The sequence below is a fragment of the Bacillus sp. 196mf genome (genome assembly GCF_003217275.1).
In the GTDB taxonomy this organism is placed as follows: Bacteria; Bacillota; Bacilli; order Bacillales; family Bacillaceae_G; genus Bacillus_A; species Bacillus_A thuringiensis_S.
Genome location: NZ_QJTG01000027.1, coordinates 1 through 13,769, shown reverse-complemented (window position 1 = coordinate 13,769; position 13,769 = coordinate 1). Strand labels below are relative to the sequence as shown.

The following is a 13,769-nucleotide window of genomic DNA, read 5'->3' as shown; positions in this document are numbered from 1 at the left end:
AAATTTTCAGTTTTCTTAAACAGAAAAACCACTGCATATGGCAGTGGTTTTTCTACTAGAAGTTAAAGTTATCTGGATCTGGACCAACGCGACGATCTTCATTTAAAGCTTGAATTGCTTTCATATCATCAGCACTTAATTCAAAGTCGAAGATGTTTGTATTTTCAATAATGCGATGTTCTTTAATTGATTTAGGGATTGTTACAACTTCGTTTTGTAAATCCCAGCGTAAAATAATTTGCGCAGTTGATTTATTATATTTTGTCGCAATTTCTTGTAACGTTGGATTATCTAGTAGTTGTCCTTGCATTAATGGTGACCAAGCTTCAAGCTGGATATTATGTTCTTTACAGAATGCATGTAGCTCTTCTTGTGCTAAACGTGGGTGATATTCCACTTGGTTGACCATTGGCTTAATTTCAGCAATTTCAAATACGTCTTGTAAGTGGTGAATGTGGAAATTACTCACACCGATAGCGCGAACACGGCCATCTTTATAAAGTTTTTCTAATGCTTTCCATGATTCAGTATATTTCCCTTTTACAGGCCAATGTACTAAATATAAATCTAAATATTCTAGACCTAATTTCTCTAATGTAGTTTCAAATGCTTGAAGTGTTGTTTCATATCCTTGATCACTATTCCATACTTTTGAGGTAATAAATAATTCTTCACGTGAAACACCGGATTCACGAATCGCTTGTCCAACGCCTTCTTCATTTTGATAGATTGCTGCAGTATCGATGCTGCGGTAGCCATTTTTAATTGCTGCTTTTACAGAATCAATTACTTCTGAACCATCTTCTACTTTAAAAACACCTAAACCAAACCAAGGCATTTTTACACCGTTATGTAATGTTGTATAATCTTTTAAACTTGTTAAAATCATATTATTTCCCCCTAGCTTTTTTGTTTGTTGCTTCTACTGCTTTTTGAATTGCCTCTGAAAAATTATATTCGTATAAAGTTTTGAGACCCTCAGCTGTAGAACCACCTGGCGTTGTTACTTGTTCGCGGAGGTTAGCTGGATTTTGCGTTTGCTCGAGCATAGAAGCAGAGCCAGAAATCATTTGAATGACAAGATGTTTTGCGGTTTCTTCATCGACTCCATAACTTTTTGTTGCTTCAATTAAGCTTTCAGCAAAGTAATAAAGGAAGGCTGGTGCACTTCCAGTAACTGCAGTAAGCTGATGAACTTCTTCCTCAGTACAAAGTTGCGAAGTACCAATACCTCTTAAAAGCAGTTGCAGGGTTTCTTGATGCATCTCGGTTACTGATTGTCCTATTGTATATAAGGAGATAGACTTTCCAATTTCAGCAGCTGTATTAGGCATAATCCAAGCAACAGGTGTGCCTTTTGGGAGTCTAGCTTCTAAATAAGATGATCCAATGCCAGCTGCTACTGTTACGACAAGTTGATTTGATATTAACGGAGATAGCTCAGCTAATAATTCTTCATGAGCAGAAGGTGGCATTGCTAAAACAACCGTATCGACAGATGTAATATGCTGCTTCCAATCCGTTGTAATAGACACATTATATCGCCTTTGTAATTGTTCTAACTTTTCTACGTTGCTTCGGTTAGAGATGATAATTTCTTCGATGTATTCTTTGCTTGTTTTAAGTAATCCGGAAAATATAGCTTCTGCCATACGACCAGCACCAATAAATAAAATTCGATGTTTGTTAGGCATATCCTTTATTCCTTTCTAGTAGAGATATGTTATAAAAACGATATCATCTTTAAGAGAATTTTGTAAAAAGAAAAGACTTACCGTAGATGGAATGGATAATGAGAAGGAGGAAATTCATGGTAAAGGAAAGGGCTATTCCTTATACTGGTGATAGGGAATTTATTACACATCTAGGGAGAGATAAATATGGTTAGAAGTCCACTTTTTTTACTTGTTTCTAGTATTATTTGTGTATTAGTTGGATTGTATATTCAATCGAGTTATATTGAAATTTTCGCATCAATTATGGGAATCATTAATGTTTGGTTATTAGCGAGAGAAAAAGTATCCAACTTTTTATTTGGCATGATTACTGTTGCGGTATTTCTATACATTTTTATTACACAAGGTTTATATGCAATGGCAGTATTAGCCGCTTTTCAATTTATATTTAATGTATATGGTTGGTATTATTGGATTGCACAAAGTGGGGAGGGAGAAGTAAAAGCAACAGTTCGTTTAGATTTGAAAGGGTGGACTTTTTATATAAGTTTTATTTTAGTTGCTTGGATTGGTTGGGGTTATTATCAAGTCCGTTATTTAGATTCAACAAGTCCATATTTAGACGCTTTAAATGCCGTATTGGGACTAGTGGCTCAATTTATGTTAAGTCGAAAAATATTAGAAAACTGGCATTTATGGATTTTATATAACGTAGTTAGCATTGTAATTTATATTTCTACTGGTTTATACGTCATGCTAATATTAGCTATTATTAATCTCTTTATATGTGTAGCTGGTTTGCTAGAGTGGAAGAGCAATTATAAGGGGCAAGAACATACAAATAATTATATCTAGAAAATAATTAGAATTAAAAAACCCCTGAAGCATATATGCTTCAGGGGTTTACTAATAGAATATAAGATTAAGCTTTTGTCATACCAAGTAATACAGCGCCGCCGATAATTAAAACACTACCTAGTGCAATAAAGATCAATTGACGTTTTGTTTTCTTTTCACCTAAGAATACAATCGCACCGAATGTTGAGATAACGATTCCAGTTTGAGATAATGGGAAGCTTGTTGCTACTCCAACACGTGGTAATGAAAGAAGTAAGAATAAGTTTCCAGTTCCCCATAGTAAACCAGATAAAGCATTACGGATTGCATATTTGTTAAATGGTTTATGTTTAGATGTCAGTACAACCGCACCAACAAACATACCAACTGCTTGTGGTAAAATAGCAGACCAACCATCGATATTATACCAACGAATAATAATTACATATACAAGATAGCCGAAAGTAGAAACAATTAAAGTAAGAAGTCCTTTTTTCAATTGTCCTGGTGGCTGAGCATTTTCTTTATCATCTAGTGATGTGAATACAACACCAACTACGATTAATAGGATTGCAATCGTTCCCAGAATAATCGTTGTAGTAGTAGTCCACTCACGGAAAGCGATAACCCCAAAGATAGAAGTTGCAACAAGTTGCATACCAGTAGAAATTGTTACGGTAGTTGAAACACCTAGTTTTTCAACTGTTTTTAATTGGTTTACTTGTCCTAAAGCCCAGAATAAACCTGAAATAAATCCAACAATTAAGACTGTCATTGTTAAAGCTGGTTGAGTAAATACATACATAATTGTTGCGAAGAATAGAGCACCGATTGTCATACCTACCGTTTGGCTATATGCACCACCGCCCATTTTTACGCTTACTAATAAGATGTTTCCCCATGCAATTGCAGGAAGAAGCGCTAATAAAATGTCCATTACAAGACTCCCTTCGGTTTGCTATACCAATATAGTTACATATCGTTCTAACGATCGGTAATGCCCCACTAATAGAGTAGAAGATTACCGATCGCTAAAACAGGATGAAGAATTCATGATATAAATGCGTTTTCATTTCTTCATTTTTTGAAACACCTCCATATAATAACAGGAAATTGCCTATTTTAGAAAGTGAATTCAAATAAAATGTATATTTAAATAAGAGGTAAAATTCAGTTATTTACCGGTGGTATATTTTATTTCCTAAGAAATAAAGAAGCAGCTTCCAAAAAAGCTGCTTTAAGGGTTAGTAATTCTTTTGTTAATAAGCTGAATACATAGCAGAAATAGGAGTGACATACTAATAGTGATAACCACAAGTGTCCAGGCGAGTTGCATATTACTTGCGTCAATGGCCATGTAAATTGCAGTCGGGATTGTCTGTGTTTTACCAGGGATATTCCCGGCAAACATGAGTGTAGCACCAAACTCACCGAGCGCGCGGACAAAGCTCAAAATCATCCCGCTTAGTAATGCAGGAAATGCGAGCGGAAGTGTAACGTGCAGAAAAACTTGATATTCACTTGCGCCAAGGTCACGAGCACTTTCTTCAATTTGTACATTTGCGATAGAAAATCCCGTTTTCGCTGATTGGTACATAAGTGGAAATGCAACAACTGTAGAAGCGATGATCGCAGCGGTAGATGTGAACATAATAGACTGCTGAAATAATGATTCAACCCACCTTCCGATCGGGCTGTTGTTTCCAAAGATGATAATGAGAAAGAAGCCGATAACAGTTGGTGGAAGTACCATTGGTAATAAAAATATGGTTTCTAATAGTACTTTATATCGCCATGAGGAGCGAGCTAGTGCTCGTCCGACAATCGTCCCTAAAATTGTAACGAGAATAGTGGCACACGCAGCTACTCTTAAAGATAGAAAGACAGGCGATATAATAGCATCAATGCTCATAGTAATTACGACAGGACTGTAAATCCATATTTCTTAAAGATAGATTGTGCATCTTTTGACTGCAAATACTCATAAAATGAATTCGCCTCTTTCTTATGTTTAGATTCTTTTATAACACCTAAAGGATAGTGGATTGGCTCATGAGAAGTAGCTGCTGCTGTCTCACCAATCTTTACTTTATCTGAAATGAGAGCATCTGTTTTGTATACGATACCAGCATCGACATTCCCTGTTTCTACATATGTTAACACTTGGCGAACATCTTTTGTAAATACGACTTTATTTTGAACATCATTCCAAAGGTTTTCGTGTGTTAGAGAGGCCTTTGCATATTTGCCAGCAGGTACAGATTCAGGTGTACCAAGTGCGATTTTTTTGATTTTCTCATCTTTTAAATCTTGAAATTTTGTAAGAGAACTATCTTTAGGGATGACTAGAACTAGTTCATTTCCAAGAAGATTTTTCCCTTCTTTTTCATTAATGAATCCTTTTTTTACAAGGATTTGGAATTTATCTTCTGCAGCAGAGAAGAATAAATCAGCAGGTGCACCTTGTTCAATTTGTTGTTGAAGTGCTCCAGAAGCACCGAAGTTAAAAGAAAGTTTAATATTTGGTTCTTTTTCTTTATATTGTTTTTCAATTTCTTTTAATGCATCTTGTAAGCTTGCAGCAGCTGAGATAGTCAGTTCAACTGTTTTATCCTCTTTAGCAGCTGACTTTGTATGCTTTTCTCCACTTGTACAAGCAGCGCTAAATATAAGAAGGAAAGAAAGTATAAGTGCCCCAATCGAACGTAATGTAAATTTATTCATAAAAAAATCCCCTTTCGTTTTGACACATCTAATTATAACTAAATATAACTAAATATAACTAGTTATAATTGAATATAATTTGAACATATATCTATTTTTAAAAAATAGGAGAAATATTCTTTTCTTTGTTACAATGAAAGAAGAAAGTGAGGAATCGTCTATGGATCATCATTCCTACACAACGGAAGAAGTAGCAAAGCGATTAAAAGTATCAAAATTAACTGTATACGACTTAATTAAAAAAGGAGAACTTCCTTCTTATAGAGTTGGTAGACAGATGCGCATTGATGCAGCAGATTTAGATCAATATATAAAACAAATGAAAACAGGAAAGGTACAAGTTACTCCTGTAAAAAACGATGGTAGTAGTATCTTGAACACGTGTATTATTAGTGGTCAAGAACTAACGTTAGATATGTTAGCTAAACGTATAGAAAATCGTTTGCCAAGTTCTAATGTTTTAAGGGCGTATCAAGGTAGCTTAACAAGTTTAGTGAAAATGTATCAAGGAGAAGGAAGTATCGTTAGTTTGCATTTGTTTGATGGTGAAACGGGTACATATAATGTTCCTTATGTAAAACGCATTTTAGTAGGCCAGCCATGTATTATGATTAATTTATTGTCCAGAAATGTAGGATTTTATGTCCAAAAAGGAAATCCGAAGAAAATAAAGACATGGGCCGACATATCTGGATCCACTATAAAGTTTGTAAATCGAGAAAAGGGTTCTGGTATTAGAGTGTTAGTGGATGAACAATTACGAATCCAAAAATTAAATAAAGCTGATATTAGTGGATATGAATGGGAAGAATCGAATCATCTGGGTGTTGCCACGCGAGTTGCAAATGGAAAAGCTGATGTAGGAGTAGGTTCAGAAAAGTTTTCGCAAATTGTAAATGTGGACTTTATTCCAATCATGAAAGAACAGTATGATTTAGTAATTTTGAAGAATAAAGAAAATGAAGAGCTGATTGAAGTCGTGAAAGACATTCTGCAATCGGAAGAATTTCATAATGAATTAAATGCAATTGGCGGATATGATATTACGAAAACAGGTCAAATAATATATGAAACAAACTAAAAAGCTGCTTGTCTATAAGACGAGCAGCTTTTTCTATATAAAGGGGTTCGGGGAAACAAAGTGTTAAACAAGACCTTGAGCAAGTGTATAAATGAAAGCCGTAAGAAGAGTAGCTCCACTTGCAAGTCCGATAAAGTCTGATTTGTTGAAAGTAATGTTGTTCATTATAATCTCTCCTTATTTGTTTAATGTAGTTGCAACAGCTTTTGCATCGACAAGTGCGGATAGCACCATGCCCATTGTATTTAAAAATTTATTTGATTTCATATTGTTCATCATGCGTATCCGCTCCTTTTCGAATTGTAGTTGCCCTGCTTATGTCTTAATTATAGGAAATATGTCCACTTGCAACTATCGAATTAGCTTACGAAAGACTTACACTTTTGTAAGAAAAAAAGACATTCATGTAAGAATGTCTTTCACAGCATATTGATATGATGATGTTCTTCAATTGTTTTTAAAAAACTACGCATTGAATTCGTCATATAGCTATCTTTGCGGCGTATGAAAACCGTTGAAATACTGCCGTATTTTTCAGGAATTGCATGACAATGCACCTTACCTGCTTTAGAAAGATGATGGACAGCAGACTGTGGTACGAGTGTAATTCCGAGGCCGAGTGCAACGCTGTTTAATATTGTCTCTAATATATTGAATTCCATAATTCTTTTTGGTAGCAAACCTTCGTCTTTCAGCCATCGTTCTAGTTTGGAACGGTATCCGCATCCTTGGTTAAAAACGAGTAGAGGCGTTGTTGTAAATTCTTCTATATGAAAAGCTTTATTTTGTGTTACAAGCATTAATTTTTCTGTACTAACATCGTATTGTTCGATTAGTGGATGTTTAATAGGACCTGATATAAAGGCACCATCTAATTGATGATCAAGTACTTCTCTAATTAATTCTTCTGTTAGACCCGCTTGTAATGATAAATCGACATTCGGATAGCTTTTATAGTAAGAAGATAAAATGGTAGGCAGTGTACTTACTGTTTCGACTGTACCGATTTTTAATATACCGGAGGGTGTTTCGCTATCTAAAAATACTTGTTTTAGTTCGTCGACATCTTGCAAAATTTTACTAACATAAACGAGCATTTTTCTTCCTTCAGCTGTTAAAGTCATTCCTCGTTTATGGCGGTAGAAGAGTGGGGTTTTTAATTCGTTTTCTAGTTGTTTAATACGTGCAGTTACATTTGATTGTACATAATTTAATTCCTTTGCTGCGCTACTTACACTACCCTGGTCGGCAACGCTTTTAAAGATTTGTAAGTCTCGTAATTCCATTTTGTAATCCCCCTTGATGTTAACTATCATTATAAATGATAGTTAACATCATTTTGAATCATTTTACGTGATATATTTTTTCTTTTACAATTCTCTTTGTGCAAATAGAAAGAAACGGGGGATTGCGGTGAGAAGAGGTCAAATGATATTAGGGGCTTTAGCGTGTTTAATTGCGAGTATGTCATGGGGAGCGATGTTTCCAGTTGCTGATCATGCGCTAGAATACATAGATCCATTTTATTTTTCGCTTATTCGTTATGGAGCAGTGGCGATAATGCTGATTGTATTGTTGTTAATGAAAGAAGGAAAACAGGCATTTCGTTTAGAGGGAAGAGGAAAGTTACTCGTCTTTTTTGGAACGATGGCATTTACAGTATATAATGTCCTCATATTTTTAGGGCAAATGTTAATGGGTAAGTCGGGTGTAATGGTAGCTTCCATTATGGAATCACTTATGCCGATGATTTCTATTTGTATTTTATGGGGATATAAGCATATAAAACCGAAGAAGTATATGATAACGAGTATGGTTATTGCTTTTGTAGGAGCTGTGTTTGTTATTACAAAAGGTGACATGAGTTTCTTTGTAACATTGAAAGATAATATGTTCTCATTAGCATTTATATTTATTGGTGTTGTAGGCTGGGTTATGTATACGATGGGTGGTCAAACGTGTAGTGATTGGTCAACATTACGTTATTCTACGTTGACGTGTGTATTCGGTACGACTGTTACAGGAATTATAACGGTAATTATTACGTCGCTTGGATATGTTTCAGTTCCTGGTATGGGAACGATTTCTATTGTGAAGTACGATTTGTTATTTATGATGACATTGCCAGGTATTGTAGCGCTACTTGCTTGGAACTATGGTGTGAAAATTTTATCATCCATTAATGGGATTTTATTTATTAATTTTGTACCAATTACGACTTTAGTTATTATGATGATGCAAGGGTATCAGATCACAATGTTTGATATTATAGGGACTGTACTTGTTATTGCAGCGCTTATTCGCAATAACGTTTGTCAGAGAAAAGAAGAAAATATAAATAAGAGAGTTTTACAAGAAGAGCAATTACGTCAAGCTGTTTAATAGGCAAATGGAGGATTTCACATGTTAGAAAGTTTATTGTTTTTCTTCGCCGTCGGAGTTGCCTGTGAGCTTGCAGCAATTAATCGAAATGGTCGTAAAAAGATAAAACAACAAGCTGAGCTGATACAGCTTTTAAAAGAATTGAAAGAAAGAAAAAATTAAAAAGACGACCGGGCATAGACGGTCGTCTTTTTCTATATAAAGGGGAAAGGGGACACAAAGTTATACAAGCGTAGCAGCGTAAATGAAAGCAGTAAGAAGAAGAGAGCCGCTAGCTAATCCTAAAAAATCTAATTTGTTAAAAGCAATGTTATTCATAATACATTCTCCTTACTTGTTTAATGTAGAAGCAACAGCTTTTGCATCGAAAAGAGCCGATAATACCATGCCCATTGTATTTAAGAAATTGTTCGTTTTCATTTTGTTCATCATATTGATCCACTCCTTTTCGAATAATTGTTGCCCTGTTTCTGACTTAATTGTATGAAATATAGTAAGAAGTAACTATCGAATTAGCTTACAAGAAAATTACACTTTTGTAAGAATTGAAATTTAACAATTCATCCTTAATTTTATTACCAACTCCTAAAACTTAGTGTTATAATTATTATAAGAATATGATTATACTTCGGATGTTTAGAAAGGAACGAAATAAATGTATAAACCAATTACATTTTTGTTGAAATATATATTTAAAACAGCTGGGAAAGTAGAAGTGCAAGGAAGAGAAAAGCTACCAGAAGGTGGACCGTATGTTGTTGCATGTACACATACAAGTTTTATGGATGTATTAATGTTAGCTACAGGGATGTATCCAACTCAAATTCATTACATGGCCAAAAAAGAATTATTTGAAGGGAAATTCAAAAATTGGTTCTTTAAAAATGTAAATGCATTCCCTGTAGATCGTGCGAATCCAGGACCAAGTACACTTAAAATTCCATCACGTTTATTAAAAGAAGGAAAGGTAGTAGGGATTTTTCCGAGTGGAACAAGATCAGCGGAAGATGTTTCATTAAAAGCGGGTGCTGTGACAATTGCGATGCGTTCTAATGTTCCGTTAGTACCAGCAGCTTATGTTGGTCCATCAAGTGTAAAAGAATTAATAAAGGGGAAAAAGGCACAATTGATTTTTGGAGATCCAATTCAAATTGAGGCTGGGAAACAAATAGATCGAAAAACCGCTATGAAAATGATGACAGATCAATTAAATGAGAAGTTTGAGGAGTTAAAAGAAGCTTTGCAATTAAATCAAAAATAAGAAAAGACGACCGGGCATAGACGGTCGTCTTTTCTATTACTATTTATAATAAAGGGGAAAGGGGACACAAAGTTATACAAGCGTAGCGGCGTAAATAAAAGCAGTAAGAAGAAGCGAGCCACTAGCTAGTCCTAAAAAATCTAATTTGTTAAAAGTGATGTTATTCATAATATATTCTCCTTACTTGTTTAATGTAGAAGCAACAGCTTTTGCGTCGATAAGAGCGGAAAATACCATGCCCATTGTATTTAAGAAATTGTTCGTTTTCATTTTGTTCAGCATATTAATCCGCTCCTTTTCGAATAGTTGTTACCCTGTTTCTGACTCCATTGTATGAAATGTTGCGGAAAGTAACTATCGAATTAGCTTACAGAAAAATTACACTTTTGTAAGAGAAACGAATGAAGGTGTAATGATAAGAAGATTTGACATATGTTCATGAGATTCATTAAGTTAAAGGTAGAGGTGAGTGTATGGCTAATATTAAAGATATTGCAAAGATGGCGGGAGTTTCAGTTACGACTGTTTCGAGAGTGTTGAATGATCACCCATATGTAAGTGAAGAAAAAAGGAAAGCGGTTATAGAGATAGTTGAGAAATTGAATTACTCGCAAAACGCAAATGCTGTTCATTTATCAAAAGGAAAAACGAATATTGTTGGTGTGATTTTACCGTATATTAATCATCCGTGTTTTGATGCGATGGTGAGCGGAATGATGGAGACTGCGTTAGCGCATAATTACAGGGTGCTACTTTGCCAAACGAATTATAATAAAAAAGAAGAAATGAAAAGTTTACATATGTTAAAAACAAAACAATTGGATGGTCTTATTATTTGTTCACGTGCAAATGATTGGGAAACGATAGAACCGTATGCTTCTTACGGCGCAATAATTGCTTGTGAAGACAATGATATTTCAAACATCTCAAGTGTATATACGAATCATTCAGCGGCCTTTCAATTAGGAATGGATTATTTGATTGAGAAAGGTTATAAAAAAATTGGTTATTGCACGGGAAGGAAATTAGGGCCAAGTAGCCAAAAACGTTTTGATGTTTATAAACAGCAATTGCAATCTATAGACGAAGAGGTTAATGAAGAATGGATTTTTACAGAATGTTTTACACTAGAAGATGGTGTAAAAGTGGCTCATAAGTTAAAAGAGATGCAGGATCTTCCTGAAGCATTAATAGTAGCAGGTGATGAAGTTGCGATTGGGGTTATGACAGAGGTTGAAAAATTAGGGATTCAAGTTCCTGAGGATTTAGCGATTATTGGCTTTGATAATCAACCTATCTCGCAAGTGTTACAATTGACAACTATTGATCAAAATTTAAAGGAGATAGGGAAAACTGCTTTTGAAATGTTGCATAGAAAAGTGAATGACGAGAGTTCTGAACAAGAAAAGCTGGAAATTCCATACGAACTTGTGGAACGCTCTACAGTTTAATCGTAATCCGTTATGTGTATAATCGCATAACGGATTATTTTTTTGAAATATCTTTGACAGGAAACGCGTTTCATACTTTATAAAGGAGTTAAACCGGTCTGTAATAATCCATGGATTCTTTTCAAGTGTTAATGCAGTGAATAGAATTTGGAGGAATATGCATGAATGAACTTTTATCGAGTATGAAAAAGTATGTAGATGATGATGAAAAGATTCTGGCTTTTGTGGTAGGGATATTTGAGAAGGATAATTTTATATTATCGTATCAACATGGGGTTTTTGTTGCCACTACTAGACGTCTCCTTTTTTACGGGAAATTTCCGTACTATTCTTCAACATTTAAAGAGTATTCATATTTGCATATAGATAGCATAGATTTTTATCCGTATTTTGAATTTACTTGTAGTCATGAAACCATTCGCGCTAAGTATATTCAGAAAGGGAATGTGGAGCGATTTGTCCGTGCAGTTAGAGCAAATATGAATAATTAATCAACCCTCTGTTTAAACATAATATTTCAATTTTTAAGAGGGAAAATGCGGAATAAAAACCACTTCTAAACCTCTAGGAGATAGTGATACAATGTCAAATGGGGGGAGGGTATGAACTATGGTTAATCAACGTATAAAGGAAATAACACTAATTACAATTGGTTCATTATTATTCGCAATTGGTATTAATTACTTTGCAATTCCAAACCGTTTATCGGAAGGTGGAATTATTGGTTTAACGGTTGTTACGTACTACTTATTTGATTGGTCACCAGGAATTGTGAACTTTGCTATAAATGCAATTTTACTAGCTGTTGGTTATAAATTTTTTGATAAGAAAACAATGATTTATACAATTTTAGGGATTGTAGAAACATCTTTGTTTTTATACGTTACAGAACATATTGAGTATCATGTAAATAGTGATACATTATTAGCAGCTTTATTTGCTGGTTTATTTGTGGGCATTGGATTAGGCTGTATGTTCAAAGCCGGAGGTACATCGGGAGGATCAGCAATTTTAGCTCAGTTAGCAAATCAATATTTAGGTTGGAGTGTAGGGAAAGGCGTACTAATTATTGATATTGTTGTAATTGCTGGTTCTGTATTTATAATAGGGCAAGAAAAGGCGATGTATACACTTGTGGCTGTGTTCATTGGAGCGAAGGTGATTGATTTCATTGTAGAAGGAATGGACACAAAAACGGCTGTTACGATTATTTCGAATCAACCAGATTTAATTCGTGAAGCTATTACGAAAAATATGACACGCGGTGTTACTGTATTAGAAGGGCGCGGCGGATATACTGGTAAAAATAAAGAAGTTTTATATGTTGTTATTAATAAACAAGAGCTTGTTAAGTTAAAACAAGTTATTAGCCGGGTAGATGAAGATGCTTTCGTTGTTATACATGATGTACGTGATGTACTTGGCGGTGGCTTTAAAGCAAGCTAAAAGGTGAACGAGTAAATTCGTTCACCTTTTTTAATTCTTACAAAAATGTAAGTGTAATGTAATGAGATTCAATAGTAGATTTTATTCCCCCTTTTTAAAATGGATGTATATATATCCTGCAGAGGAGGAATGTTTATTATGAAGAAAAAAATGATCACTACTATAATAGCGATGATAGTGATAGTAGTAATGTTACTGCCTACGAAACTTGGACCGGTTATCGATAAATATAATCCATTTTATAAGACGAAAGAATACTATACGGTTGTGAATACAATTGGTCAGCATATCGGTGATGAGTGGTATGAATATGAATTTATTGCATTCGATGAACGTGGTAGAGAGCAGAAAATAAAGAAAACGGTTAAGCATATGTTAAAGAGAGATGAAGCATTAAAGGTTTTTGCAAAAGGGCGTTACGGTGAGTCCATTGAAGAGATTGAGGTTGCAAATATTCCTATAAATGCGAAGAGTAAACTTTTAACGGTGAGATAGCGAAATATACCCCCAGCTATTTTTTGTCGAAAATAAAAATACTGGGTAAGGGTATTTTTAAGGTTAACAAAAAAGCCTTAGTCCATATTGAAGTGACCCCCGAAAGTTAGACAGGTCGTTTCATTAGGCAGCCTCTAGGGTATGAGCCCGGTATTGTACTGGGCTCATACCCTTTAATTTTGCCTTAATTCTTTTATGATTATAGTATTCTATATACTTTGCTAATTCTTGTTTGAAATGTGTTATACTTTCAAATTCTTTTCGATACAGAAATTCCGATTTCATAATACCGAAGAAATTTTCAATAACGGCATTGTCATAACAGTTTCCTTTGCGAGACATACTTTGAGTTATGCCACAATTCTTAAGAGAATGGCGGTATTGTTTCATTTGATAGTGCCAACCTTGATCAGAGT

The 13,769-nt window shown here is 34.6% G+C and carries 19 protein-coding genes; 9 read left to right on the top strand and 10 right to left on the bottom strand.

The window, feature by feature from the left end:
* Positions 1-55: 55 nt before the first annotated feature.
* Together ATL10_RS25165 and proC are read right to left on the bottom strand one after the other, a co-directional pair.
* The gene (locus ATL10_RS25165) at positions 56-889 is read right to left on the bottom strand and encodes an aldo/keto reductase (protein WP_097925009.1); all 834 of its coding nucleotides are present in this window, start codon (positions 887-889) and stop codon (positions 56-58) included.
* Position 890: 1 nt separating this feature from the next.
* Complete coding sequence (proC, locus tag ATL10_RS25160; RefSeq protein ID WP_090978577.1) at positions 891-1,694, bottom strand: pyrroline-5-carboxylate reductase; 804 nt, start codon at positions 1,692-1,694, stop codon at positions 891-893.
* 186 nt (positions 1,695-1,880) lie between these two features.
* Between proC and pnuC the strand changes: the two genes are divergently transcribed.
* On the top strand, positions 1,881-2,531 hold the full coding sequence (gene pnuC, locus ATL10_RS25150) for a nicotinamide riboside transporter PnuC (RefSeq protein WP_053565424.1): 651 nt from the start codon (positions 1,881-1,883) through the stop codon (positions 2,529-2,531).
* 67 nt (positions 2,532-2,598) lie between these two features.
* Here the strand turns inward: pnuC and ATL10_RS25145 are convergent, their stop codons facing one another.
* The 3 genes from ATL10_RS25145 to modA all read right to left on the bottom strand — a co-directional run bounded on the left by ATL10_RS25145 (position 2,599) and on the right by modA (position 5,237).
* Positions 2,599-3,450 (bottom strand): GRP family sugar transporter, encoded by an 852-nt coding sequence (locus tag ATL10_RS25145; protein ID WP_000353546.1) that lies wholly within the window; start codon positions 3,448-3,450, stop codon positions 2,599-2,601.
* Between the two features lie 300 nt (positions 3,451-3,750).
* A complete protein-coding gene (gene modB / locus ATL10_RS25140) occupies positions 3,751-4,425 on the bottom strand; it encodes a molybdate ABC transporter permease subunit (RefSeq protein WP_002152004.1) in 675 nt (224 codons plus the stop codon).
* 5 nt (positions 4,426-4,430) lie between these two features.
* Positions 4,431-5,237 carry a molybdate ABC transporter substrate-binding protein gene (gene modA / locus ATL10_RS25135; RefSeq protein WP_016513343.1) on the bottom strand — a complete coding sequence of 269 codons (807 nt, stop codon included), beginning with the start codon at positions 5,235-5,237 and terminating at the stop codon, positions 4,431-4,433.
* Between the two features lie 160 nt (positions 5,238-5,397).
* Between modA and ATL10_RS25130 the strand changes: the two genes are divergently transcribed.
* Complete coding sequence (locus ATL10_RS25130) at positions 5,398-6,318, top strand: substrate-binding domain-containing protein (protein WP_139213340.1); 921 nt, start codon at positions 5,398-5,400, stop codon at positions 6,316-6,318.
* Between the two features lie 63 nt (positions 6,319-6,381).
* On the opposite strand, the gene ATL10_RS25125 is transcribed toward ATL10_RS25130, so the two are convergent.
* Both ATL10_RS25125 and ATL10_RS25115 read right to left on the bottom strand, forming a co-directional pair.
* Positions 6,382-6,483, bottom strand: a complete 102-nt coding sequence (locus tag ATL10_RS25125) for a DUF3948 family protein (protein ID WP_001060018.1) — start codon at positions 6,481-6,483, stop codon at positions 6,382-6,384.
* 254 nt (positions 6,484-6,737) lie between these two features.
* Positions 6,738-7,604, bottom strand: a complete 867-nt coding sequence (locus tag ATL10_RS25115; RefSeq protein ID WP_023520844.1) for a LysR family transcriptional regulator — start codon at positions 7,602-7,604, stop codon at positions 6,738-6,740.
* Between the two features lie 127 nt (positions 7,605-7,731).
* Between ATL10_RS25115 and ATL10_RS25110 the strand changes: the two genes are divergently transcribed.
* The gene (locus ATL10_RS25110) at positions 7,732-8,700 is read left to right on the top strand and encodes a DMT family transporter (protein WP_142670007.1); all 969 of its coding nucleotides are present in this window, start codon (positions 7,732-7,734) and stop codon (positions 8,698-8,700) included.
* A gap of 21 nt (positions 8,701-8,721) precedes the next feature.
* Complete coding sequence (locus tag ATL10_RS25105) at positions 8,722-8,862, top strand: YrzO family protein (RefSeq protein WP_000894065.1); 141 nt, start codon at positions 8,722-8,724, stop codon at positions 8,860-8,862.
* A gap of 60 nt (positions 8,863-8,922) precedes the next feature.
* Here the strand turns inward: ATL10_RS25105 and ATL10_RS25100 are convergent, their stop codons facing one another.
* On the bottom strand, positions 8,923-9,018 hold the full coding sequence (locus tag ATL10_RS25100) for a DUF3948 family protein (RefSeq protein WP_001059387.1): 96 nt from the start codon (positions 9,016-9,018) through the stop codon (positions 8,923-8,925).
* Positions 9,019-9,355: 337 nt separating this feature from the next.
* On the opposite strand from ATL10_RS25100, the gene ATL10_RS25090 reads away from it, so the two are divergent.
* Positions 9,356-9,961, top strand: coding sequence for a lysophospholipid acyltransferase family protein (locus ATL10_RS25090; RefSeq protein WP_110497779.1), 606 nt, complete (start codon positions 9,356-9,358; stop codon positions 9,959-9,961).
* Positions 9,962-10,033: 72 nt separating this feature from the next.
* Here the strand turns inward: ATL10_RS25090 and ATL10_RS25085 are convergent, their stop codons facing one another.
* Positions 10,034-10,129 (bottom strand): DUF3948 family protein, encoded by a 96-nt coding sequence (locus tag ATL10_RS25085; protein WP_001060007.1) that lies wholly within the window; start codon positions 10,127-10,129, stop codon positions 10,034-10,036.
* Positions 10,130-10,434: 305 nt separating this feature from the next.
* Between ATL10_RS25085 and ATL10_RS25075 the strand changes: the two genes are divergently transcribed.
* The 4 genes from ATL10_RS25075 (at position 10,435) to ATL10_RS25060 (ending at position 13,353) form a co-directional block, all read left to right on the top strand.
* Positions 10,435-11,412: a LacI family DNA-binding transcriptional regulator gene (locus ATL10_RS25075; protein WP_001273903.1), complete on the top strand. Its 978-nt coding sequence runs from the start codon at positions 10,435-10,437 to the stop codon at positions 11,410-11,412.
* Between the two features lie 161 nt (positions 11,413-11,573).
* Complete coding sequence (locus tag ATL10_RS25070; protein WP_090978572.1) at positions 11,574-11,903, top strand: PH domain-containing protein; 330 nt, start codon at positions 11,574-11,576, stop codon at positions 11,901-11,903.
* A 118-nt stretch (positions 11,904-12,021) separates the two neighbouring features.
* Positions 12,022-12,858, top strand: a complete 837-nt coding sequence (locus ATL10_RS25065; protein WP_000248045.1) for a YitT family protein — start codon at positions 12,022-12,024, stop codon at positions 12,856-12,858.
* Between the two features lie 138 nt (positions 12,859-12,996).
* Entirely contained in the window at positions 12,997-13,353 is a 357-nt protein-coding gene (locus tag ATL10_RS25060) for a YxeA family protein (RefSeq protein ID WP_000728423.1), read from the top strand.
* Between the two features lie 123 nt (positions 13,354-13,476).
* Here the strand turns inward: ATL10_RS25060 and ATL10_RS25055 are convergent.
* The coding region (locus tag ATL10_RS25055) for an IS3 family transposase (RefSeq protein ID WP_142670006.1) at positions 13,477-13,769 on the bottom strand (293 nt) is incomplete at its 5' end.

Excerpts from the sequence above, each read along its gene's own strand:
- ATL10_RS25060 (WP_000728423.1), top strand. The coding sequence starts at position 12,997 with ATGAAGAAAAAAATGATCACTACTATAATAGCGATGATAGTGATAGTA.
- proC (WP_090978577.1), bottom strand. The coding sequence starts at position 1,694 with ATGCCTAACAAACATCGAATTTTATTTATTGGTGCTGGTCGTATGGCA.
- ATL10_RS25130 (WP_139213340.1), top strand. The coding sequence starts at position 5,398 with ATGGATCATCATTCCTACACAACGGAAGAAGTAGCAAAGCGATTAAAA.
- modA (WP_016513343.1), bottom strand. The coding sequence starts at position 5,237 with ATGAATAAATTTACATTACGTTCGATTGGGGCACTTATACTTTCTTTC.
- ATL10_RS25165 (WP_097925009.1), bottom strand. The coding sequence starts at position 889 with ATGATTTTAACAAGTTTAAAAGATTATACAACATTACATAACGGTGTA.
- ATL10_RS25100 (WP_001059387.1), bottom strand. The coding sequence starts at position 9,018 with ATGAATAACATTGCTTTTAACAAATTAGATTTTTTAGGATTAGCTAGC.
- pnuC (WP_053565424.1), top strand. The coding sequence starts at position 1,881 with ATGGTTAGAAGTCCACTTTTTTTACTTGTTTCTAGTATTATTTGTGTA.
- ATL10_RS25125 (WP_001060018.1), bottom strand. The coding sequence starts at position 6,483 with ATGAACAACATTACTTTCAACAAATCAGACTTTATCGGACTTGCAAGT.
- ATL10_RS25070 (WP_090978572.1), top strand. The coding sequence starts at position 11,574 with ATGAATGAACTTTTATCGAGTATGAAAAAGTATGTAGATGATGATGAA.
- modB (WP_002152004.1), bottom strand. The coding sequence starts at position 4,425 with ATGAGCATTGATGCTATTATATCGCCTGTCTTTCTATCTTTAAGAGTA.
- ATL10_RS25105 (WP_000894065.1), top strand. The coding sequence starts at position 8,722 with ATGTTAGAAAGTTTATTGTTTTTCTTCGCCGTCGGAGTTGCCTGTGAG.
- ATL10_RS25145 (WP_000353546.1), bottom strand. The coding sequence starts at position 3,450 with ATGGACATTTTATTAGCGCTTCTTCCTGCAATTGCATGGGGAAACATC.
- ATL10_RS25085 (WP_001060007.1), bottom strand. The coding sequence starts at position 10,129 with ATGAATAACATCACTTTTAACAAATTAGATTTTTTAGGACTAGCTAGT.
- ATL10_RS25065 (WP_000248045.1), top strand. The coding sequence starts at position 12,022 with ATGGTTAATCAACGTATAAAGGAAATAACACTAATTACAATTGGTTCA.
- ATL10_RS25075 (WP_001273903.1), top strand. The coding sequence starts at position 10,435 with ATGGCTAATATTAAAGATATTGCAAAGATGGCGGGAGTTTCAGTTACG.
- ATL10_RS25090 (WP_110497779.1), top strand. The coding sequence starts at position 9,356 with ATGTATAAACCAATTACATTTTTGTTGAAATATATATTTAAAACAGCT.
- ATL10_RS25115 (WP_023520844.1), bottom strand. The coding sequence starts at position 7,604 with ATGGAATTACGAGACTTACAAATCTTTAAAAGCGTTGCCGACCAGGGT.